This is a genomic window from Stenotrophomonas sp. Sm10 (assembly GCF_030985515.1).
GTDB lineage: Bacteria > Pseudomonadota > Gammaproteobacteria > Xanthomonadales > Xanthomonadaceae > Stenotrophomonas > Stenotrophomonas hibiscicola.
Map to the genome: position 1 here is coordinate 1 of NZ_JAPTFO010000019.1, position 20,939 is coordinate 20,939.

Annotated in this window: 18 protein-coding genes; 14 read left to right on the forward strand and 4 right to left on the reverse strand. The window is 66.9% G+C overall.

Annotated elements, in window-relative coordinates; genetic code table 11:
* Positions 1-68 precede the first annotated feature (68 nt).
* The 4 genes from O0J15_RS07575 to O0J15_RS07590 all read left to right on the forward strand — a co-directional run bounded on the left by O0J15_RS07575 (position 69) and on the right by O0J15_RS07590 (position 7,253).
* A complete protein-coding gene (locus tag O0J15_RS07575; RefSeq protein WP_019662036.1) occupies positions 69-740 on the forward strand; it encodes an ion channel in 672 nt (223 codons plus the stop codon).
* Between the two features lie 259 nt (positions 741-999).
* Complete coding sequence (locus O0J15_RS07580; RefSeq protein WP_134735219.1) at positions 1,000-3,324, forward strand: winged helix-turn-helix domain-containing protein; 2,325 nt, start codon at positions 1,000-1,002, stop codon at positions 3,322-3,324.
* 115 nt (positions 3,325-3,439) lie between these two features.
* Positions 3,440-4,339 carry a helix-turn-helix transcriptional regulator gene (locus tag O0J15_RS07585; RefSeq protein ID WP_019662034.1) on the forward strand — a complete coding sequence of 300 codons (900 nt, stop codon included), beginning with the start codon at positions 3,440-3,442 and terminating at the stop codon, positions 4,337-4,339.
* A 49-nt stretch (positions 4,340-4,388) separates the two neighbouring features.
* Positions 4,389-7,253: a TonB-dependent receptor gene (locus O0J15_RS07590; protein WP_026347270.1), complete on the forward strand. Its 2,865-nt coding sequence runs from the start codon at positions 4,389-4,391 to the stop codon at positions 7,251-7,253.
* Positions 7,254-7,431: 178 nt separating this feature from the next.
* Here O0J15_RS07590 and O0J15_RS07595 read toward each other — a convergent pair whose 3' ends face one another.
* Complete coding sequence (locus tag O0J15_RS07595; RefSeq protein WP_308305416.1) at positions 7,432-8,553, reverse strand: HDOD domain-containing protein; 1,122 nt, start codon at positions 8,551-8,553, stop codon at positions 7,432-7,434.
* A gap of 152 nt (positions 8,554-8,705) precedes the next feature.
* Entirely contained in the window at positions 8,706-9,242 is a 537-nt protein-coding gene (gene ppa / locus O0J15_RS07600; protein ID WP_005410935.1) for an inorganic diphosphatase, read from the reverse strand.
* Positions 9,243-9,427: 185 nt separating this feature from the next.
* Between ppa and O0J15_RS07605 the strand changes: the two genes are divergently transcribed.
* The 4 genes from O0J15_RS07605 (at position 9,428) to O0J15_RS07620 (ending at position 14,711) form a co-directional block, all read left to right on the forward strand.
* A complete protein-coding gene (locus O0J15_RS07605) occupies positions 9,428-9,901 on the forward strand; it encodes a hypothetical protein (RefSeq protein WP_308305417.1) in 474 nt (157 codons plus the stop codon).
* 71 nt (positions 9,902-9,972) lie between these two features.
* On the forward strand, positions 9,973-10,473 hold the full coding sequence (locus tag O0J15_RS07610) for an RNA polymerase sigma factor (RefSeq protein WP_019662030.1): 501 nt from the start codon (positions 9,973-9,975) through the stop codon (positions 10,471-10,473).
* 104 nt (positions 10,474-10,577) lie between these two features.
* Positions 10,578-11,513, forward strand: coding sequence for a FecR domain-containing protein (locus tag O0J15_RS07615; RefSeq protein ID WP_308305418.1), 936 nt, complete (start codon positions 10,578-10,580; stop codon positions 11,511-11,513).
* Between the two features lie 279 nt (positions 11,514-11,792).
* A complete protein-coding gene (locus O0J15_RS07620) occupies positions 11,793-14,711 on the forward strand; it encodes a TonB-dependent receptor (protein WP_308305419.1) in 2,919 nt (972 codons plus the stop codon).
* A gap of 108 nt (positions 14,712-14,819) precedes the next feature.
* Here the strand turns inward: O0J15_RS07620 and O0J15_RS07625 are convergent, their stop codons facing one another.
* Positions 14,820-15,077, reverse strand: coding sequence for a DUF2789 domain-containing protein (locus O0J15_RS07625; protein WP_308305420.1), 258 nt, complete (start codon positions 15,075-15,077; stop codon positions 14,820-14,822).
* A 105-nt stretch (positions 15,078-15,182) separates the two neighbouring features.
* On the opposite strand from O0J15_RS07625, the gene O0J15_RS07630 reads away from it, so the two are divergent.
* From O0J15_RS07630 to O0J15_RS07655, 6 genes are all read left to right on the forward strand, one after another.
* Positions 15,183-15,770 (forward strand): biliverdin-producing heme oxygenase, encoded by a 588-nt coding sequence (locus O0J15_RS07630; RefSeq protein ID WP_134731335.1) that lies wholly within the window; start codon positions 15,183-15,185, stop codon positions 15,768-15,770.
* A 31-nt stretch (positions 15,771-15,801) separates the two neighbouring features.
* Entirely contained in the window at positions 15,802-16,269 is a 468-nt protein-coding gene (locus tag O0J15_RS07635) for a YbaN family protein (RefSeq protein WP_021203620.1), read from the forward strand.
* Positions 16,256-16,984: a tonB-system energizer ExbB gene (gene exbB, locus O0J15_RS07640; protein WP_308305446.1), complete on the forward strand. Its 729-nt coding sequence runs from the start codon at positions 16,256-16,258 to the stop codon at positions 16,982-16,984. Before O0J15_RS07635 ends, exbB begins: the two co-directional genes overlap by 14 nt.
* 9 nt (positions 16,985-16,993) lie before the next feature.
* On the forward strand, positions 16,994-17,419 hold the full coding sequence (gene exbD / locus O0J15_RS07645; RefSeq protein ID WP_308305421.1) for a TonB system transport protein ExbD: 426 nt from the start codon (positions 16,994-16,996) through the stop codon (positions 17,417-17,419).
* Entirely contained in the window at positions 17,416-18,135 is a 720-nt protein-coding gene (locus O0J15_RS07650; RefSeq protein ID WP_019662023.1) for an energy transducer TonB, read from the forward strand. The genes exbD and O0J15_RS07650 overlap by 4 nt, the downstream gene beginning before the upstream one ends.
* Before the next feature lie 117 nt (positions 18,136-18,252).
* Positions 18,253-18,558, forward strand: a complete 306-nt coding sequence (locus O0J15_RS07655; RefSeq protein WP_111101879.1) for a hypothetical protein — start codon at positions 18,253-18,255, stop codon at positions 18,556-18,558.
* Between the two features lie 43 nt (positions 18,559-18,601).
* On the opposite strand, the gene O0J15_RS07660 is transcribed toward O0J15_RS07655, so the two are convergent.
* Positions 18,602-20,629, reverse strand: coding sequence for a sodium-translocating pyrophosphatase (locus tag O0J15_RS07660; RefSeq protein WP_308305422.1), 2,028 nt, complete (start codon positions 20,627-20,629; stop codon positions 18,602-18,604).
* Positions 20,630-20,939 lie beyond the last annotated feature (310 nt).

Here is a 20,939-nt window from a genome sequence, read left to right on the forward strand (position 1 = left end):
GGCCGGCACTACCGCTCATCACGCCGCTCCCGGCTATCCTCCGCCCATCTTCCTGGGGAAAGGACGCCATGCCTGTTGCCATCACCACCCGTTGGCTGGCCATTGCCCGCCGTCATCCTTCGGCCTGGCTGTTGGGCGCCCAGCTGATCGCGGTGCTGCTGTACCCCGCGCTGGATGACACCGCTGCGGGCCGCGCGGCGCTGGGCATGTTCGGCATGGCGGTGCTGGGCCTGGCATTGTGGGTGGTGCAACGCAGCCCGCTGGGCACCTGGCTGGCACTGCTGCTGGCCATTCCCTCGGTGGTGTTCTCGCTGGCCGGTGCACTGCTGGACCGCACTGCGCTGCTGACCACCGCGCAACTGCTGGAGAGCCTGCTGTACTTCTATACGGCCGGTGCGCTCATTGCCTACATGCTCCAGGACCATAAAGTCACCCGTGATGAACTGTTCGCCGCAGGCGCCACATTCACGCTGCTGGCCTGGGCCTTCGCATTTGCTTTTGCCGTGTGCCAACAATGGTATCCGGGCAGTTTCCAGGGCTCCGGCGGCGGTGCACAGCGCACCTGGATGGAACTGCTTTATCTGAGCTTCAGTTTGCTCTCGGGTGTTGGCTTGAGCGACGTAGTACCCCTGCATCCGCAGGCGCGTGCCCTGGTCATGCTGGAGCAGTTTTCAGGCGTGATGTACGTGGCTTTGGTGGTTTCGCGACTGGTCGGATTGACCATGCTGCGGCGCGTGTGAAAATGAACGCCAGATAAAAATTCCGCGCCCCGCAGGGCGCGAATGGTGCAGCAAATTATGTGAATGCGTCGGCGAGAGAGAGCCTGGATGTCGACCACGCGATAGGCGAGGTAACCCGCATAGGCTAGTATTCGCCCGCTTCATTGTTTTTGCGGTATGCGCCGATGCTGTGTGCGGAATCTGGCTTTTTGTTGTCCCCGGTTGGGGGCGGTATTGCTGGTGAAACCTGCCCAGGCCCGTCCCTACTGTATCCCGGAAAATGAACAGCAGCGAAATCCTGCCGCCCGAGGCTGACCGTATCCAGGTTGGCGAATGCGTCGTCACTTTGTCCTCGCGAGAGGTCGAAGTTGAAGGTGCGCGTCGTCCGCGCCGGCTGACGCCGAAAGCGCTGGGTGTGCTGCGCGTTCTGCTGCGGCAGCCCGGCCGCGTGGTCACCCGCGAGGAGCTGTTTGCCGAAGTGTGGCCCGACACGCTGCCCACCAATGACGTGCTGACCCAGGCCGTCACGCAGCTGCGCAAGGCATTCGCCAACGACGACGACAATGGCCAGACCTATATCGAGACCATCGCCAAAAGCGGTTATCGGTTGCTGGTGCCGGTGCAGGTGCTGGAGGCGCCTGAGGCTGCCGTGGACAGCGGCGAGCTGGCCGATCTTCCGTTGCCGCCCGCGGACGCCGGTGGCAGGGCCGCGGTCGGTACGGTGCCGGTGCCGGGGCTTCGCCGGGCGTGGCGACGGGTCCGGCGCCAGGTACTGTTGGCAATCGGCATATTGATGCTTGGCACGGTGATCGTGCTGACGATGCTGCTGTTGCGGCAGCCGCCGGAAGCCAGTTCACCGGTTGATGCGGCCGTGGAGAACGGCGTTCGCGTGATCGGCAGCCCGCAGCGGCCTTACCGGCTGATCACCGCGACCAGTGGTTTTGAGACGTATCCAACACTTTCGCCCGACGGTTCCCAGGTGGCCTACGAAGGGGCCAACGACGACGGGGGGGACGGCGGTGCGATCAAGGTGCAGACCTCGGGCAATGCGCCCGCGCGCCAGTTGCTGACGCCTCCGGCCGGTGCCAACGACCGTTTCCCGAGCTGGTCGCCGGATGGGCGCGAGATCGCGTTTGCACGATTCAGCGCCGGAGGCGGCTGCCAGGTGCTGATCGCCAGTGCCACAGGTGGTGCCGTGCGCCAGGCAACCCGCTGCGACGGCACCGAGCTGCTCAGTTTTGACTGGACCCCGGATGGCCGGGGGCTGGTGTTCGGCAGCATGGTCGGACGCTATGCGCATCGCGGCATCCGCGTGCTGGATCTGGCCAGTGGCCAATGGCGTGAGCTGGATTACCGCGTCGATGCCGATGATTTCGACTATGCGCCGCGCTACTCGCCAGACGGTAAGTGGCTGGTGTTCGTGCGCAATCCGCAGATGGGTGATCTGTGGCGGATGCCCGCCGGCGGCGGTACCCCCGAGCAGCTGACCAATGAAGCGGCCGAGCAGCGAGGCTGGGCCTGGCTGGGGGATGGGCGCACCATCGTGTTCGGCCGTCGCGTGGACAGTGAAGTTCGCCTGTACTACCTCGACGTCGAGCGCCGCACGCTGCGCGACGCTGGCCTGGATGATGCGCAGTGGCCTGCGGTATCCCGGCATGGCAACGTGCTGGCGTTTGTCCACCGGCGGGCGCAGTTCGGCGTGTTCAAGGTTCCGATCGAGGGAGGACGTGCGGAACGACTGTTCGCGTCCAGTGGCCGTGATGGTCAGCCGATGGCCGCGCCCGATGGCCGCCAGCTGGCCTTCACCTCCGATCGCTCCGGCAGTTTCGCCTTGTGGTGGGCTGACATGCAGCGGCCGGACTCGCTGCGGCTGATCGAAGGCCTGCGGCCGGAGGCCCGGCAGGCACCGGACTGGGCCGCCGACAGCCGGCACCTGCTGGTGGTTGGCCGCGATGACCATGGACGTACCGTGGTCTACGAAATCTCGCCGCGTGATGAGCGGCTGCAGCCACTGCCGGTGCCCGCCGAACAACCGCTGCAGGCGCTTTACGGGGCCGGCGATGACCAGCTGCTGGTGGTGGAGCGGGATGCCGACCAGCGCACGCGCTTGAGCCTGTTCGACCGCAGCTCTCACCCCTGGCGCCGGCTGGCCAGCATTGATGGGGTGTCGCAGGCACGTTTTGATCGCGCCAGCGGACGGGTGCTGTTCACGCGCCTCGCCGCTGGTGGGCTGTGGTCGGTCGATCCGGCACTGTCACCGGCCAGTGTGCGGCAGATCACTGAAGACCTGCCGAGTCGGTGGCGCTATCGCACCTGGACCGTCGTGGGGAACGGTGGCATCGGTTACCTCGGCACGTCCACGCAGTGCGGCACGACCCTGGTCCTGATCCAGGACGGTACCGAAGTGCCGGAACGCTGCCTTGATCCGCAGCGGCTCAGCGCGGGCAATGGACTCAGTGCCAGCGCCAACGGGCGCGATCTCTACGTGGCGCTGGCGGTCAGTGACGGCGCTGACATCGGCATCATGCGGCTGCCCGAGCAAGCCCCGGCGCTGTTCCCTGCCTTCTCCAGAATGTTGATTTTGAAGAAGAATTTCTCTTCGTAATTTTTTCGTGTGGTTCTCGCCACGAATTCGTGGCGATCTCGGCAGTCTTTCCTGACGAGGTCCCACCAGATTGGGCAAAACGGGGGCCTGTACTAGGCAAATCCGTGGTGCCCCCATGCGTCAACTCTCGCTGGCCGATCGCGGCCAAACCATCTCCCTCGACAAGGCCCTGGACGACGTCGCGCCGACCTGCCTGGGCGTTGCCCGGCTGGGCAGTCTGCAGACCGCAGGCAGCAGCTTCACTGTGTGGATGCAGGTGCGCGGCAGTTCCTGGGTGGAAGCCAAGGAAGGACGCTTCCGTTTGCGCCAGGGCGAGTGGATCGCCTTCGAGAAGGAATCGCGGCCGCTGGTGCAGGCCGGTCGCAACGGTTTGTGCCTGGGCCTGAACCTCACCGTCGAAGCGCTGCGCGTGCTGGCCGAGATGGCCGACTGTGGCCTGTATGCCGGGCGTGGTCGCATGAACCGCGGCGATGCACGTGTTGCGCTGCGCCTGTGGCGCGATGCGCTGGCCAGTGGCCAGCCGGCGGAGGCATTGCGCCCGCTGCTGCTGCATCTGGCGGGCCTGCAGCGCGGGCTGGCCGACAACGTGCAGCGTTGCCCGGGTCGCTCGCGCAGCCGCAAGCGCCAGGTGTTTGGCCGCATGCAGCGCGCCCGCCTGTACCTGGAAGGCAACAGCCACCGCGTGGTGCGCATCGGTGAACTGGCTGAACTGACCAACTTCTCCAGCTGGTATCTCTCCAAGACCTTCCAGAGCCTCTACGAGGAAAGTCCGCAGTCGCTTTCGGCACGGTTGCGCCTGGAACGGGCGGCCGATCTGTTGCGCGATACCGACATGATGGTGGGCGAAGTTGCTGCCGCCAGCGGTTTCGACAACTGCTGCAGCTTCGCCAGGGCCTTCCGCGCCCGTTACGGGCAGTCGGCTTCGCGCTTCCGTGAGAACGGCGGGCTGCTGCCGCCACATTCTGCAAACTCTCCGGTTGGGTCGCGCAAATGCAGCGTCGCAACGCAATCGTAACGTGCTGGGGCGTTTTAACACGCTACTAACACGTACCTTGGAGAGATTGATGAACGTTCGTATTCCTGCAGTGCGGCTCGGCTTGTTGCCGGCCGGCATTGCGCTTGCCTTGGCACCGTCCTTCGCTTCGGCGCAGGACGCAGCTGCCGGCGGCACGACCGACCTGGACCGCATTTCGGTTACCGGTTCGCGCATCCGCCAGGCGAGCATGGAAACCGCGCAGCCGGTGATCGCGCTGCAGCGCGCCGACATTGAAAAGCAGGGCTTCACCAGCGTCGGCGACATCGTGCAGAACCTGTCGGCAACCGGTTCGCCGGCGATCAGCCGCGCCGATGCCCTGAGCTCGGGCGAAGAAGTCGGCGGCCAGTACGTTGATCTGCGCGGCCTGGGCCCGGAGCGCACCCTGGTGCTGCTGGACGGCAAGCGCATGGGCGTCAGCACCGGTGGCTACACCGACCTGGCCTCGATCCCGACCTCGGTGGTCGAGCGCATTGAAGTGCTCACCGACGGCGCATCGGCCATCTACGGCTCCGACGCCATCGCCGGCGTGATCAACATCATCACCCGCAAGAACTTCGACGGTCTGGAAGCCAGCGTCTACGGCGGCCAGTACAGCAAGGGCGACGGCGAAAAGCAGGTCTACAACTTCGTCTACGGCCAGACCGGTGAGCGTGGTTCGATCACCTTCGGCGCCGAGTACAGCAAGGAAGATCCGGTCTGGGCGAAGGATCGTGCCTTCAGCCGCTACCCGAACGGCCAGTTCCACCCGAACCCGACCGACGCAGACGCCAACGGCTGGTCGCCGGCATCCAACCACGGCGTGCTGATCGACAGCAATGACAACTGGTACACCCGCGCCAACAATGGCTCGGGCAACACCATGGCCGATTTCCGCGAGTTCGGCACGGCGGACTACACCAATGCCAGCCAGGAAATGTGGCTGCAGAACAAGCTGACCCGTCGTTCGGTGTTCGCCAACGGCAACTACGACTTCACCGACAACATCCGCGGCACCGCGAACGTGCTGTACACCAAGCGTACGGCCACCCAGCAGATTGCCGGCTACCCGTACCAGTCCGAGGTCTATGAAACCCCGCTGTCGGCCAACAGCATCTACAACCCGCTGGGCACGGATGCGAATTTCATCCGTCGCACATCCGAAGTGCCGCGCCAGACCGAGTCCGAGCAGGAGACCTTCCGCTTCTCGGCCGGCCTGGAAGGTTCGTTCGAGTTCGGCGACAAGTTCTGGGATTGGGACGTGGGCTACGTCTACAACCAGAACAAGGGTGTGAAGACCGGCACCGGCAACCTGTTCATCCCGAACGTGCAGAATGCGGTCGGTCCGTCCTTCATGGACGGCGACGTTGCCCGTTGCGGCACCCCGGGCCATGTCATCGCTGGCTGCACCCCGTGGAACCCGCTGGCACCGTACGGCTCGACCGGCAACGGCTCGCTGGCCGATCCGGCCCTGCAGGCTTACCTGTACCTGCCGAGCCACGATACCTATACCAACACCACCAAGGCGTACAGCGCCAACATCGGAGGTTCGCTGTTCTCGCTGCCGGCCGGTGAGCTGGCCATCGCGGCGGGCTACGAGCACCGCGAAGAAAGCGGCGAGTACAACCCGGATGCGCTGCTGCAGTCTGGCCTGAGTACCGACCTGGCCGGCAAGCCGACCAAGGGCAGCTACAAGCTCGACGAGTTCTACGTTGAACTGAATGTGCCGGTGCTGGCCGACATGCCGTTCGCCAAGGAGCTGTCGCTCGACATGGCCGGCCGCTACTCGGACTACAACACCTTCGGCGATACCATCAACAGCAAGTTCGGTCTGAAGTGGAAGCCGATCGACGACCTGTTGGTGCGTGCAACCTACTCGACCGGCTTCCGCGCCCCGAGCATCGCCGACATGTACGGCGGTACCTCGCAGACCTTTGACGCCTACACCGATCCGTGTGACAGCAGCTTCGGCTCGGCCGCACGCAACCCCTCGGTGGCGGCAGCCTGCCAGGCGCGTGGCGTTCCGGCCAACTTCCGCCAGATCACTTCCGGCGGTGCACAGTCGACCGGCCCGGGCACCCAGTCCTACAGCGCCTTCGAGTCGGGTTCCAACCCGGAACTGAAGCCGGAAACCTCCAAGACCTGGACCGCCGGCCTGGTGTACAGCCCGAACTTCGTGCAGGGCCTGGACGTCAGCCTCGACTGGTGGAAGATCCGCATCGACAACGTGATCGCCGCCGAGTCGGTAACCTCGATCCTCAACCAGTGCTATGTGCTGGGCGTGGCGTCGGCGTGTGAGCGTTTCGACCGCGGCACCGAAGGCCGTACCGCCAACCAGGTGGTCGACGTTACCCGTACCCTGATCAACGGTGGTTACCAGGAAACCGCGGGTTACGATCTGGGCATCAAGTACCGCCTGCCGGAGTTCTCCTTCGGCAAGTTCGTCATCGACTGGAAGACCACCTACGTCGATTACCTGGAGTACAAGCGCGACAACGAAGCCGAGACCCCGGTCGAGCAGCACACCAGCTGGGCGACCGGAGACTGGGGCGCGAACTTCCGCGTCCGCTCGAACCTCAACGTCGACTGGACCTACGGCAACCTGGGCGTGAACTGGGGCGTGCGTTACTACTCGAGCATGAAGGAGCCGTGCTCCTACGATACCGAGTGCAACCTGCCTGACTTCAGCTCGGCCTACACCCTGGCGCAGCCGACCCGCAAGGTGGGTTCGAACACCTTCCACGACGTGCAGGTGCGTTACAACCTGCCGTGGGAAGCCACGGTCTCGCTGGGCGCCAACAACGTGTTCAACCACGAGGGCCCGGTCATGTACAGCCAGCCGAACTCGAGCTTCTCGTACTACGGTGGCTTCGACATCGGTCGTTTCTACTACATGAAGTACACCCAGCGCTTCTGATCCATCGAAGCGTCACAGCAGAAAGAGGAGGGCGGGCCGCAAGGTCCGCCCTTCTTGTTTGTGTGCTGCACCGACTGAGGAGATCCACGCCATGCGTGGATGGTTCTTCAGGCACAACGGAAAAGGCAGGCCACCCGGCCTGCCTTTCATTCCCTGCGAACTCGCCCTGGGCGGTGCCTCAAGCCTCGCTGGGTACCAGTCCCATCAACGCATTGGCATGCTCCCGCCACTGCGGCAGCCTGTTGAGAACACCTGCGCGCTGCAGGTAGTCCTCGTCCACCGGATCACCATTGACCAGTGCCAGTGCCACGTGCACTGCGCCGGTCACCCAGAAGCTGCGTGTATTGGCACGCTGCGGCTGCAGATGGAACGCGACCGCTTCGATGATCGGCATCGGCAGGCCCCACAGGCCGAGCAGATAGGCACCGGCTTCGGCGTGGCCCGGGCGGGTGTCACCGGTCAGCGATGGTTCGCTGCGCTCGTTGCGCACGCCGGGCAGCAGCAGGCCGATGTCGGCCAGCAGCGCGGCGGTCGCGCCCAGTTCGGCGCTGGATTCGGGCAGCAGGCGTGCCGCCAGCCGCGAGGCGAGCAGGGCGCGCTGCTGTAGTGAATTGCGCTCGGCCGTGGACAGTGTCGGTGCCGAGAACACCTCGCTGGCCAGTACCAGATCGCGCAGCGTCGACAGGCCGAGGCGGGTCACGGCGGTGCGCAGGTCGGCGATGGTGCGGCCCTGGCTGAAGAACGCCGAGTTCGACAGCTGCAGCACCTTGGCCGCGATCGCCGGATCAGCGGCCACCAGCTTGGCGACGTCGGCGCTGTCGGCGTCGTCGTCATGTTCCAGTGCCTGGGTCAGGCTCAGGTACAGGTGCGGCGGCGAGGGCAGCTTCTCGATACGGCCGATGGCGTCGCGCAGGCGCGGGCTGTCCAGCACTTCACGCAGCTCTTCCAGGCTGGTCAGCGCTTCCAGCAACACTTCCGGTGCCAGCGGCAACGGCAGGAAGCGGTGGGCCACGCCGATCAGGCGTGCCGGCGGCGGCCGGTTGCCGTGCTGGGCGTCCACCAGCGCAATGCGGATGGTTTCCGGGCGCAAGGTCCGGATCTGGCCCAGCAGCGTGGTGGCATTGAGATCCGGCAGCTGCGGGCAGACGATCACCGCATCCACGCCCTGCGTGGCCACCGCGGTCATCGCGGTGTGGCCATCGGTGGCGGTCAGCGGCTGCCAGTCTTCCCCAAGATCGGCAATGAATTCGGTCAGCTCAGCCGGCAGGCTGGCTGCATCCCCAACAAGCAGAATACGCACGACACATTCCCCTGGCTGTCTCGACGATGGATGTCGACGACGTGTGAAGTGACGCAATTTACCTAATACGGCGGCAGGAGTGATGTGCCGTCGTCATGAAACGTGACCCGCATCGCTCCGGCGGGGTGCCGCCGGAGCGATGCGGTTCAGGCTCAGGCCTTGCTGTCGAGATGGCGCTGGTGCGCCTCGATCAGGATCTGCTTGGCCTCAGCGGCGCCGCCCCAACCGTCGAGCTTGACCCACTTGCCCTTCTCCAGGTCCTTGTAGTGCTCGAAGAAGTGGCCGATGCGCTCCAGCCAGTGGCTGGACACCTGGGCGATGTCTTCCACGTGGGCGTAGCCACTGAAGATCTTCGACACCGGCACGGCCAGGATCTTCTCGTCGCTGCCCGCCTCATCGCTCATCTTCAGCACGCCGACCGGACGGCAGCGCACGACCGAACCCGGCACCAGCGGCAGCGGCAGCACCACCAGCACGTCGGCCGGATCGCCGTCGCCGCACAGGGTGCTCGGCACGTAGCCGTAGTTGCAGGGGTAGCGCATCGGGGTGGACAGGATGCGGTCGACGAAGATCGCGCCGGTTTCCTTGTCCACTTCGTACTTCACCGGCTCCGAGTCCTTCGGGATCTCGATGATGACGTTGATTTCTTCCGGCGGGTTCTTGCCGGGCGAGACGAGTTCCAGACCCATGGTCGTGCTCCAGGTGGGGGATATAGACGGATAGCCCCCCATTTTATGCCTTTGCCGGGCGCTGTGCAGGGGGAGGGGGCTGACGGCAGGGCGAGGAAGGCGCCGACCCGGCGGGCCGGGGTTGACCGATGGGTCCGGGTGGCGTGGGCGCGCAGGCTGGATGTACCTACCCGAGGAGTTCCCGCATGAAACCATCCGCCCTGTCACTCGGCCTGTTCTGCGCGCTGCTGATCGCGCCCGCCGCCCAGGCCTTTCCCTACGTGGACCTGATCGACTATCCGCACCAGGAAGCCAACTGGGACCGCTTCTTTGCCCTGGAAGGGCGTCTGCAGCACGGGTTCGACGCGATCTGCGGCGACACCTTCTGCGAGGGTGAGTACAGCGACATCCGGGCGCTGCGCCTGCGCTGTTCGGTGGACGCGGTGCGCGGCACGGTGCATGAGTGCCTGTGGGCATTTGCCGCCAGTGACCTGGCCGTCTCGCGGAACGACGGTGCGATCGTAGCCCGGCAACCGACCTGGTTGTGCCCGTTGCCGCTGGTGCCTGGCACCCCGGTGGAGGCCTTCCATGCAGCGCTGGCGGCCCGTAATCCGCTGCATGATCCGTTGCCCGGCACGTCGGAGAGCACCTATGACGGGCTGACCGGCTGCATCCACTGATGCGAACGTGACGGATTCTCATTAACGGAGTAGCATGCGCGGCGCCTTCCGTCTGTCGTCCCGTTCTGCGCATGTCCTCCAATGCCGCCTCCCTTACCGAACTGCTGATCCGTGAGCGGCCGGCACTGCTGCGCCGGGTGCAGCGCATCCTCGGCGGAGACAATGGTGCCGAGGACGTGATCCAGGCCGTATGGTTCAAGGCCCGTGGGGTCGACGACAGCCAGGCCATCGACAACCCGCGGGCCTATCTGTACCGGCTGGCCGCCAACCTGGCCACCGACCACGGCCGCGAATCGACCCGGCGCAACCGCCTGCTGGCCGACCACTACCTGTGGGGGCCGGACGAGGTCATCTCGACCGAGGAACAGGCCATGGCACAGGACGAACTGCAGCGGGTGCTCGATGCGGCGGGGCACCTGCCGGAGCCGACCCGCACCATCTTCCGGCTCAACCGCCTGCAGGGCCTGACCCAGGCCGGGATCGCCCGCCGTCTCGGGGTGTCGGTGACGACCGTCGAAAACCATGTGCGCACCGCCCTGCAGCGCCTGGCCTGGGCACGCAGCGGCCGATGATGGCCCCGGCTTGGGGCTGGCCCTCGCTGAAACGTCTTGATCACTGGACCGTGGATGCGGTCTAGTTCCTCCGCCCGCGCTTGAATGCGCCTGTCCGCCAGCCGATGAGCCCGCCGAACACGCTGCCCGCCGCCAATGACGATGCCCTGGCCGAACAGGCCCGGGGCTGGATCGCGTGGCTGGCCTCGGGTGACATCGGCGAAGGGCGCATGCACGAGTTCGAGCGCTGGCTGGCACAACCGGGGCACCGACGCGCCTTCGAACACGAGCGCGCGCTGTGGCGCAGTGTCGGGCCACGCCCGCAGGTCCGGCCCGCCGAACGCCCGCGGCCGCATCGAATGCGCTGGGCAATGGCCGCTGCAGCCGCGCTGGCGATGCTGGTGGCATGGCCGGAGGCCTGGTTGCGGCTGCAGGCCGACCATCGCAGCACGCACGTAGTGCAGAACGTGCAATTGCCCGATGGCAGCCGCGCAGTGCTGGATGCGGACAGTGCGATTGCCGTGCGCTTCAATGCACATGCACGCGAGATCGAGCTGCTGCGTGGGCGTGCCTGGTTCGAGGTCAGCCCGGATGCGCAGCGACGTTTCAGCGTGCGTGCGGGCAACGGCGTGATCGAGGACATCTCGACCGCGTTCACCGTCGCGCGCGGCGATGACCAGGTTGAAACCCGGGTCGGGCAGGGCAGGGTGCGCGTGGCCAGCCCGGCCGACGGTGGCTGGACCTATCTGCAGGTGGGCCAGCGTGCGGTCTATGGCGAGCACAGCGGCGTGACGCGCCTGCGGGATGTGGCTGCCGACAGCGTCGGCGCGTGGCGGCAGGGCGAGCTGCTGCTGGAGCAGGCCAGCGTCGCCGACGCCGTGCAATGGGTGGGGCGTTATCGCGCCGGCCCGACCTTCGTGCGCGGCGATCTATCGCAGCTGCCGGCGGTAAGCGCGGCGTTGCGCATCGACCGCCCGGAACAGGCGCTGGATGCGCTGGCCGCGACGGCTGGATTGCAGGTGACCCGGCTGCCGCTCGGCGTCGCCATCGTCCATCGGTAGATCCACGCCAATGCCCCGGTGCCCCCCCCCCCACCCCCCGCGCCCCCCCCCCGGGGCGCCCCCCCACCACTACAACCAGCCACGCAACCGTCGGCACCTACCACTGCAACCTGCCGCGCAACCGTCGGCACCTGCTTCGACTGCAAATCCCCTTGGGGTTGCCGCGCGCCCAACCGTCTTACCCCGCGAACGTACCCGCCGCCGCCACGTACGTCGCCGTGTCCGCCCGTGTTGCGGATGACGCCGCGTTCGCGGCACCGATTACCTGACAGGTTCCCCATGTTCTACTCCCACCGCCCGGGCCACGCGCTGCGCCCGTCCCGCCTGTGCATCGCCCTGCTGGCCGCCGGCCTGGCCAGCGCCGCACCGTCCGTGCTGGCACAGAGCGCCACCGGCAACCACGCTGCCGTGCAGCGCTTCGACATTCCAGCGCAGCCGCTGGATGAAGCGCTGCGCAGCTATATGCGCCAGTCCGGCGTGCAGGTCGTGTATCCGGCCACCCTGGCCCAGGGCGTAACCTCGCGTGCGGTCAATGGCAGCCTGCCGGCCAGCGAGGCGCTGCAGCAGCTGTTGCAGGGCAGTGGCCTGGCGGTGCGCCGCGTCAGCGCAGATGCAGTCACTCTGGAAGCGGCGACGCCGGTGCAGGCCGGCAGCGGTGTGATCGTCACCGACACGCTCAGCGTGGCCGGCGACCGCGTCGACAGTGGCGCGACCAGCGACGAGGCGCGCCTGCTCGACAGCTATCGCAGTGTGGGCTCCACCACCACGCTCAGCCGCACGCACCTGGAACGCTTCCGCGGCACTTCCAACGGCGACATCGTCAAGGGCGTGGCCGGTGTCACCGCCGGTGACCCGCGCGTGGGCAATGGGTTCGACGTCAACATCCGTGGTATCCAGGGCCAGGGCCGCGTGCCGGTGATCATCGACGGTGGCCAGTCCAGCATGGATACCTACCGCGGCTATGCCGGCCAGTCACAGCGCACCTACCTCGACCCGGACCTGATCTCCAGCCTGACCATCACCAAGGGCCCGAGCCTGCAGGCCAACGCCTCCGGTGGCATCGGTGGCGTGGTCGAGATGGAGACGCTGAAGATCGGTGACGTGCTGCGCGAAGGCCGTGACTTCGGCGTACGCGTGCGTGGCGGCCTGGCCAACGCCAGCACCAACAACCTGCCGTCCTACAGCGCCGCGCCGCGTTCCGACCGCAGCGCCACCGGCAGCCAGTTCTTCAACGTCGCTGCAGCCGGTCACTGGGACCGCTTCGATCTGGTGGCCGCCTATGCGTACCGCGACAACGGCAACTATTTCTCGGGCAAGCACGGCTACGATGATTTCCCGCAGACCCGTCGCACGCTGGCGCCGCTGAATCCGGCGCGTACCGAAGTGTTCAACACCTCGGCGCGCTCGAAGTCGGCGCTGCTCAAGGGCACCTGGCGCATCGACGATGCGCAGACGCTGGAAGCGGGCTACCGCCGCTACGAAGGCACCGCCGGCGAGATCATGGCGTCGCAGATCATCCGTGTGGATCGTGACCGCATTCCGCAGTGGGATCCGGGCCATGTCGACATGGACAGCTACAGCCTGCGCTACCGCTTCAATCCGGACAGCGAGCTGATCGATCTACGCGTCAATGCCGCATACACCGACACCGACAGCGTGATGTACAACAGCCTGACCGGCATCACCCCCTGGTACTTCGATCGCCGCACCGAGTGGTACGACGCGCCCAGCTTCAGCGGCGACCCCGGCTACAAGGATGCCTACCGCAATCCGCTGCGGCAGAAGCGCTTCGGACTGGATGCCAGCAACACCTCGATGTTCGATACCCGCGCCGGTGCGTTCACCCTCGACTACGGCCTGTCCTACAGTGACGAAGACATCGCACCGGGCAGCTCGGGCCCGGTCATGCACGATGACCTGGTCAACAACCGTTTCCTGCGCAATGCCGAGCGCAAGGAATACAGTGCCGTGGCCTCGCTGAAGTGGCAGCCCGATGAGCACTGGGAACTGCTGGCCGGCGGCCGCTGGAACCGCGTGGACGTGCACGACCGCAACCGCCTGGCCACGCCCGATGCCTATGAGGTGCAGGGCCAGTACCGCTACACCGAACTGCTCAATGGCAACCCGGCGCTGCCGTCGTGGCGGGCCAAGCGCATCGCGCTGCTGAACTGGTATCCGGATGCCAACGGCAACTTCACCCAGGAATCGCTGCTGGCCTCACCGTACAAGAAGGGCACGGTGGCCGACATCGGTGGCTGGAACTTCTACGACGCCGGCAAGGCGCAGGACCTGGAAGTGCCGGTCAGCTGGACCTGGTCGCAGCCGATCCGCCGCCGTGACACCGCGTTCTCGCCGACCGCCAGCGTGGCCTACCGCTTCAGCGAAGACACCATGGTCTACGTGAAGTACGCCGAAGGCACCAAGCTGCCGAGCCTGTTCGAGACCACGCTGGGCCTGTTCACCGCCGCCAAGCCATTGGGCGAGTTGAAGCCGGAGCGCGCGCGCAGCTGGGAAATCGGCGCCAGCACCCTCCGCTACGACCTGTTCGCCGCCGGCGACCGCCTGGCGCTGAAGCTGGCGTACTTCGATACCCGCATCGACGACCTGATCACCCGTGACTACCGCACGCTGTCGGCGGGCCTGATCCGAAACGTCGACCAGTTCAAGGTCTCGGGCATGGAGTTCCAGTCCAGCTATGACAGCGGCAAGGTATTTGCCGATCTGTCCGCGCACTACTACTTCAAGGCCAAGACCTGCGCGCCGGACATCGCCGCCGAGCGCCGTGCCTACGGGGCGCAACGCAGGAACGGCGAGCTGGCCAACACGCCCGACTGCGTGGACGGCGGCTTCGAGGGCTCGTACACCAATACCCAGAACCCGCCGCGCTACATGGTCAACCTGACCCTGGGCTCGCGCCTGTTCGAGGAGCGCCTGACCTTCGGCACCCGCGTGGTCCACAACGCCGGCCCGATCAGCACGCTGGACAAGGACTGGAACGTAGGGCTGTCGGCGATCCAGCAGCTGTACCGGCCAACCACGCTGGTGGACCTGTTCGCCAGCTGGAGCTTCAACGACCAGCTGTCGGTGGAAGCGGGCGTGGACAACCTGACCGACCGCTACTACCTGGATCCGCTGGCGTTGGGCGTGATGCCGGCCCCGGGCCGCACTGCGCGGCTGGCGCTGACCTGGAAGTACTGATCGCCAGCGTATGAGCGGTGGGGTCGGACCGCCCTCGGTGGGTGCGGACCTTGGTCCGCACCGCTTCCGCCGTGCAATCGCCAGCGCCCCGCCGCGCCCGGCGTCTACTTACAGCCCGGTCGCGGCCTTCACCGCATCTTCGTGCAGCGACTCGTTCAGCTCGTCCACCACGGTGGTCCATACCGCATCGGCCTGCAGCGACTCGGACAGGAACTGGCGCTGCGCATCGTTCCAGTACGGCGCCTCGACCACTTCCACATCGGTGGCCAGCTGGTGCTCGCGGATGAAGCGGGCGATGCCCTCGGCGCTGGCGTCCAGGCCCAGCTGCAGGAACAGGTTGGTCATGCGCGGTTCGGTGGTGATCATCGTCGGTTCCTGCGGTAAGAAGGGATGCGCCATTATCGGCGCACATGGCCTTGGGGAAAGCCCCGTGGCAAACGTCTACAGCAGGACGACCCCCTTGGCATCCCCATGAACGCACACATCGCCCCTGAAGACAGCCGCAGCCTGCGGCTCAAGGCCGCCACCCGCGACAGCCACGGTGCCCTGGACAAGCGCATCATGGCCGGCGACATCTTCGCCGACCGCAGCAATTTCGCCCGTTTCCTGCGCGTGCAGTATCGCTTCCACCGCAGCATCGATGCGCTGTATGCCAACCCTGCGCTGGACGCACTGCTGCCGGACCTGGGCGAGCGCCGCCGCCTGACCCAGGTCGCGCGCGACCTGCAGGACCTGGAGCAGACCCTGCCGGGGGCTGACATCGCGGCGTTGCCGTCCGATCTGGAACTGCCCGCCGCGTTGGGGTGGCTGTACGTGGCTGAAGGCTCCAACCTGGGCGGCACCATTCTGTACAAGATGGCCGCCAGGCTCGGCCTGGACCGTGATTTTGGCGCCCGCCACCTGGCCGCGCATCCGGATGGCGCGGCGCGCCACTGGCGTGAGTTCACCGCTGCGCTGGACGCGGTACCGCTGAGTGTCGAGCAGGAGCAGCAGGTGATCGATGCCGCCGACGCCGCGTTCCGCAGCGTGCACGGCCACGTCGAAGTGGAATTCGCCTGATGCGCGGCGCGCGCCCACAGGTGCAGCGCTGATGCGCTGGCTCTGGTTCGCGCTGGGCTGGCTGATGGTCGGGCTCGGGGTGATCGGCGCGTTGCTGCCGGTGATGCCGACCACCATCTTCCTGATCCTGGCCGTGGGCTGCTTCGCGCGCAGCTCGCCGAAGTTCGAGCAGCGCCTGTTGGCGCATCCGCGCTACGGCCCATCGCTGCGGTTGTGGCGCGAGCAGGGCGCGGTATCGCGCAAGGGCAAGGCGTTTGCCAGTGCCGGCATGGCGCTGGGCTTTGCCCTGTTCTGCTGGGGCGCGCATCCGTCCTGGCGCCTGCTGTTGGGCGTGGGCCTGTTCTTCGCGGTCAGCGCCGGCTACGTGCTGAGCCGACCGGCCCCCCGGCTGGAGCCCCATCCGGTCGTGGAAGTGGACGACGCCAATGATCCGCGCGCGGCCCGTAGTCGCGCAGCGACCCCTGATGCTGATGGAAGCCGAGATGATGCTGCCTGCTGACCTGGCCCCCGTGGCCGCCCCCGCATTGACCCCGTGGGGCATGTACCTGGCCGCCGACGTGGTGGTGAAGGCCGTGATGATCGCGCTGGCACTGGCGTCGCTGTCCACCTGGACCGTGCTGTTGGCCAAGGGCTGGGAGCTGGCCCGCCAGGCCCGGCAGCTGCGCGCGGCGCGCGCGCTGTTGCTGCAGTCCGCACAGCTGCCGCCGCAGAGCGGAGAGGCAAGTCTGCAGCAGGGCACCGCACTCGCCATGCTGGACGCCGCCCGCACCGAACTGCGCCTGTCGCAGGATCTGGATAGTCGCGACGGCATCAAGGAACGCATCGCCTCGCGCCTGGACCGCATCGAACTGGAGACCGCGCGCGTGCAGCGGCGCGGCATCGGTGTGCTCGCCAGCATCGGCGCGGTGGCGCCCTTCGTCGGCCTGTTCGGCACGGTGTGGGGCATCATGAACAGTTTCATCGGCATCGCGCACAGCAACACCACCCACCTGGCGGTGGTTGCGCCCGGCATCGCCGAGGCCTTGCTGGCGACCGCACTCGGCCTGGTCGCGGCGATTCCCGCGGTACTGGTCTACAACCATTTCAGCCGCGTGTTGGCCGGCCTGCGGGGCCTGCTCGGCGATCTGTCGGCGGCCGTGCAGCAGCTGGTTTCGCGCGATCTTGATCGTGCCGCGCCGCGTGCCGCAGCGGCACCGCTGCGCGCGGTGCACTGAGGCGCGACGATGGCGATCAGGACCGGGTCCGACCGCGACGACGCACCGGAAGAAGCACACGAGATCAACGTCACGCCCTTCATCGATGTGATGCTGGTGCTGCTGATCATCTTCATGGTAGCCGCACCGCTGGCCACCGTATCAGTGCCGGTGCAGCTGCCGGCCAGCAGCGCCAGTGCCACGCCGCCCGAACAGGCGCCGGTGTATGTGACCGTGCAGGCCGATCTGTCGCTGCGCGTGGGCGAGCAGGCGGTGGCGCGTGACGGGCTGGCCGCTGCATTGCAGGCGGCCACCCACGGCGACACCGCGCAGCGCATCTTCCTGCGTGCCGATACCCGCGTGCCCTACGGCGAACTCATGGCCACGCTGGATGCGCTGCGTGCGGACGGCTACCTGAAGGTGGTGTTGGTCGGCGTTGAGCAGGGTGCGCGATGAGTGGACTGCGGCGCTGGGCGACCAGCCTGGCGATCGTGCTGCTGGTGCATGCGTTGCTGGTCAGCGTGGCCTGCTGGTGGGCGGCGCGCGCACCGGCGGTGGCCGCCGCAGCGCCGCCCGCTGCATTGATGCTGGAGCTGGCGCCGATGGCACAGGCGCCTCCGGTGCCGCCGCGCGAGGTTGCCACTGGGCCGCTGCAACAGCAACAGCAGCGACAGGCGCCGAAACCGGCCCTGCGTGAGCAACCCAAGGCACCGGTGCAGCCGCAGGGTGACCTGCCACCGCCGCGTACGCCGGAGCCGACGCCCTCGCCGGACACCGCCGAGGCCAATGTCGCGCAGACCAGCGCACCGCCGCAGGTGGCGGCCGACGCGGCCGCACGCTACACCGCACCGCAGACCACCGCCGGCGAGCGCAGTCGCGCCGAGGCCACCTGGGAGGGGCGCCTGCTCGGGCATCTGCAGAAGCACCGGCGCTATCCACGCCAGGCCGAGCGGCTGCGCCAGCAGGGCGTGGTCTACGTGCGCTTTGCCGTGGCCCGCGACGGTGTGGTTTCGGCGGTGGTGCTGGGCCGCAGCAGCGGCTTCGCGTTGCTCGACCAGGAGACGCTGGACACCGTGCAGCGGGCCAGCCCGGTCCCCGCGCCGCCGGCCGAGGTGCCTGGCGGCCCGGTGCAGGTGATGGTGCCGGTGTCATTCTTCCTGCGCGGGCGCTGACCGCCATCGGGGTCGGATCCCTTTCCGCAGGACAGGGCTCTGACCCGAGCCGGAATTCAAGGCAGCGCGCAGGCGTTATGCTCGCGCACGACCGTCAATGGACGCGCGGAGATTGGCATGACGACACGGACGTTACGGGTGCTGGCCTGGTGCAGCGTGTTGCTGGCTGCATGCGTGGCCGTGCTTTCGCTGGCACCGTTCACGCCGGCGATCATCTTCGCCTGGCCCTTGCTGGTGTTCGCCGCCTTCTGCATCTGGCGTGGCGCGTGGCTGCCCGGCGCACTGTGTGCGTGGCTGGCTTCGCTCGCTTTCATCGGCAGCCCGCTCAGCCTCTTCGATGGCTGGGACCGGCCGATCCATGCCTGCTGGATGATCGTCGTGGTGCTGCTTGTCATCCGATGGATGAGGCGGTCGCGGCCGTAGCGTCGAGCCTGCTCGACGCTACGGGTTCATGCATGGCGTGGATCTACAACAGAGGTACCAGCAGCAGCGCCACGATGTTGATGATCTTGATCAGCGGATTGATCGCCGGGCCAGCGGTGTCCTTGTACGGGTCACCGACGGTGTCGCCGGTCACGGCCGCCTTGTGTGCCTCGCTGCCCTTGCCGCCGAAGTGGCCGTCCTCGATGTACTTCTTGGCGTTGTCCCAGGCGCCGCCGCCGGTGGTCATCGAGATGGCCACGAACAGGCCGGTTACGATCGTGCCGATGAGTAGACCGCCGAGTGCGCGCGGCCCCAGCAGCAGGCCGACCACCACCGGCACCACCACCGGCAGCAGCGAGGGCACGATCATTTCGCGGATCGCCGAGCGGGTCAGCATGTCCACCGCCTTGTCGTACTGCGGCTTGCCGGTGCCCTGCATGATGCCGGGGATCTCGCGGAACTGGCGCCGCACCTCTTCCACCACTGCCCCCGCCGCACGACCGACCGCTTCCATCGCCATCGCACCGAACAGGTAGGGAATCAGGCCCCCGATCAGCAGGCCGATGATCACCGTGTGGTCGCTGAGGTCGAAGCGGAATTCCTGGCCGGGGTTGGCGGCCTGCAGGTTGTGGGTGTAGTCGGCGAACAGCACCAGTGCGGCCAGTGCAGCCGAGCCGATCGCATAGCCCTTGGTCACTGCCTTGGTGGTATTGCCCACCGCATCCAGCGGATCGGTGATGTCGCGGATCTCCGAGGGCAGCTCGGCCATTTCGGCGATGCCGCCGGCGTTGTCGGTGATCGGTCCGTAGGCATCGAGCGCGACGATCATGCCAGCCATCGACAGCATCGCGGTGGCGGCGATGGCGATGCCATACAGGCCACCCAGCGCGAACGCACCCCAGATCGCAGCACACACCGCCACCACCGGCAGTGCAGTGGACTTCATCGAGATGCCGAGGCCGGCGATGATGTTGGTGCCGTGCCCGGTGGTCGAGGCCTGCGCCACGTGTTGCACCGGCGTGTACTGAGTGCCGGTGTAGTACTCGGTGATCCACACGATCAGCCCGGTCAGGACCAGGCCGATCAACGCGCAGCCGTACAGTGGCATCGGTCCATGTACGTTGTCACTCATCAGCCCGGTGGTGATCGGGTAGAACGCGATCGCGGCCAGCACGCCGGAGACGATCACGCCCTTGTACAGCGCGCCCATGATCGAGCCGCCAGGCTTCACCTTGACGAACAGCGCACCGATGATCGAGGCGATGATCGACACACCGCCCAGCACCAGCGGATACAGCACGGCATTGGCGCCCGCCTCGGCCAGCATCAGGCTGCCCAGCAGCATCGTTGCGATGACGGTGACCGCATAGGTCTCGAACAGGTCGGCGGCCATGCCGGCGCAGTCGCCGACGTTGTCACCGACGTTGTCGGCGATCACCGCCGGGTTGCGCGGGTCATCCTCGGGAATGCCGGCTTCCACCTTGCCGACCAGATCGGCGCCGACGTCGGCGCCCTTGGTGAAGATGCCGCCGCCCAGACGCGCGAAGATCGAGATCAGCGACGAACCGAACGCCAGACCGACCAGCGCGTGCAGCGCCTGTTCCATCGGCAGGCCCATCCGCAGCAGCAGTGCGTAATAGCCGGCCACACCCAGCAGGCCCAGGCCGACCACCAGCATGCCGGTGATCGCACCGCCGCGGAAGGCGACGTCCATCGCCGCACTGATGCCATGGCGCGCAGCCTCCGCGGTGCGCACGTTGGCGCGCACCGACACGTTCATGCCGATGTAGCCGGCGGCGCCGGACAGCACCGCGCCGACCGCGAATCCAATCGCGGTATACCAGCTGAGGAACACCCCGACCAGCACGAACAGCACCACGCCGGCGATGCCGATGGTCAGGTACTGGCGGTTGAGGTAGGCACGCGCACCTTCCTGGATCGCGGTGGCGATCGCGACCATGCGCTCATTGCCGGTGGGTTGGCGCAGGATCCAGCGCGCCGAGACGATTCCGAACAGGATCGCGAGAATGGCGCAGCCCAGCGCCAATGAAAGCCCGTGACGTTCCAGCATTAGACCCCTCCGCAGAATGGATGTAGGCATCCAGTGGCGATGAACGGCACCACGAGGGGGACGACGGGCTGCAGCCTGGAACCAACCCGTACCGACCTTGGCGGTCGTCCGACGTATGGCGGTGTTCAGCATTCCCTGGTGCCCGCAGTATGCGTGCCGCCACTTGTAGAGTCGAGCCATGCTCGACTGGCCTCTACGAGCCGCACCTCGTGATCCTGTGGGCGCCCTCAAGACGGAACGCATCGCCATGCGCGCGGGCCCTGCCGCCGGGCCATGGGCACGATTCGAGAGCCATCAGGCCTTTGCGCCC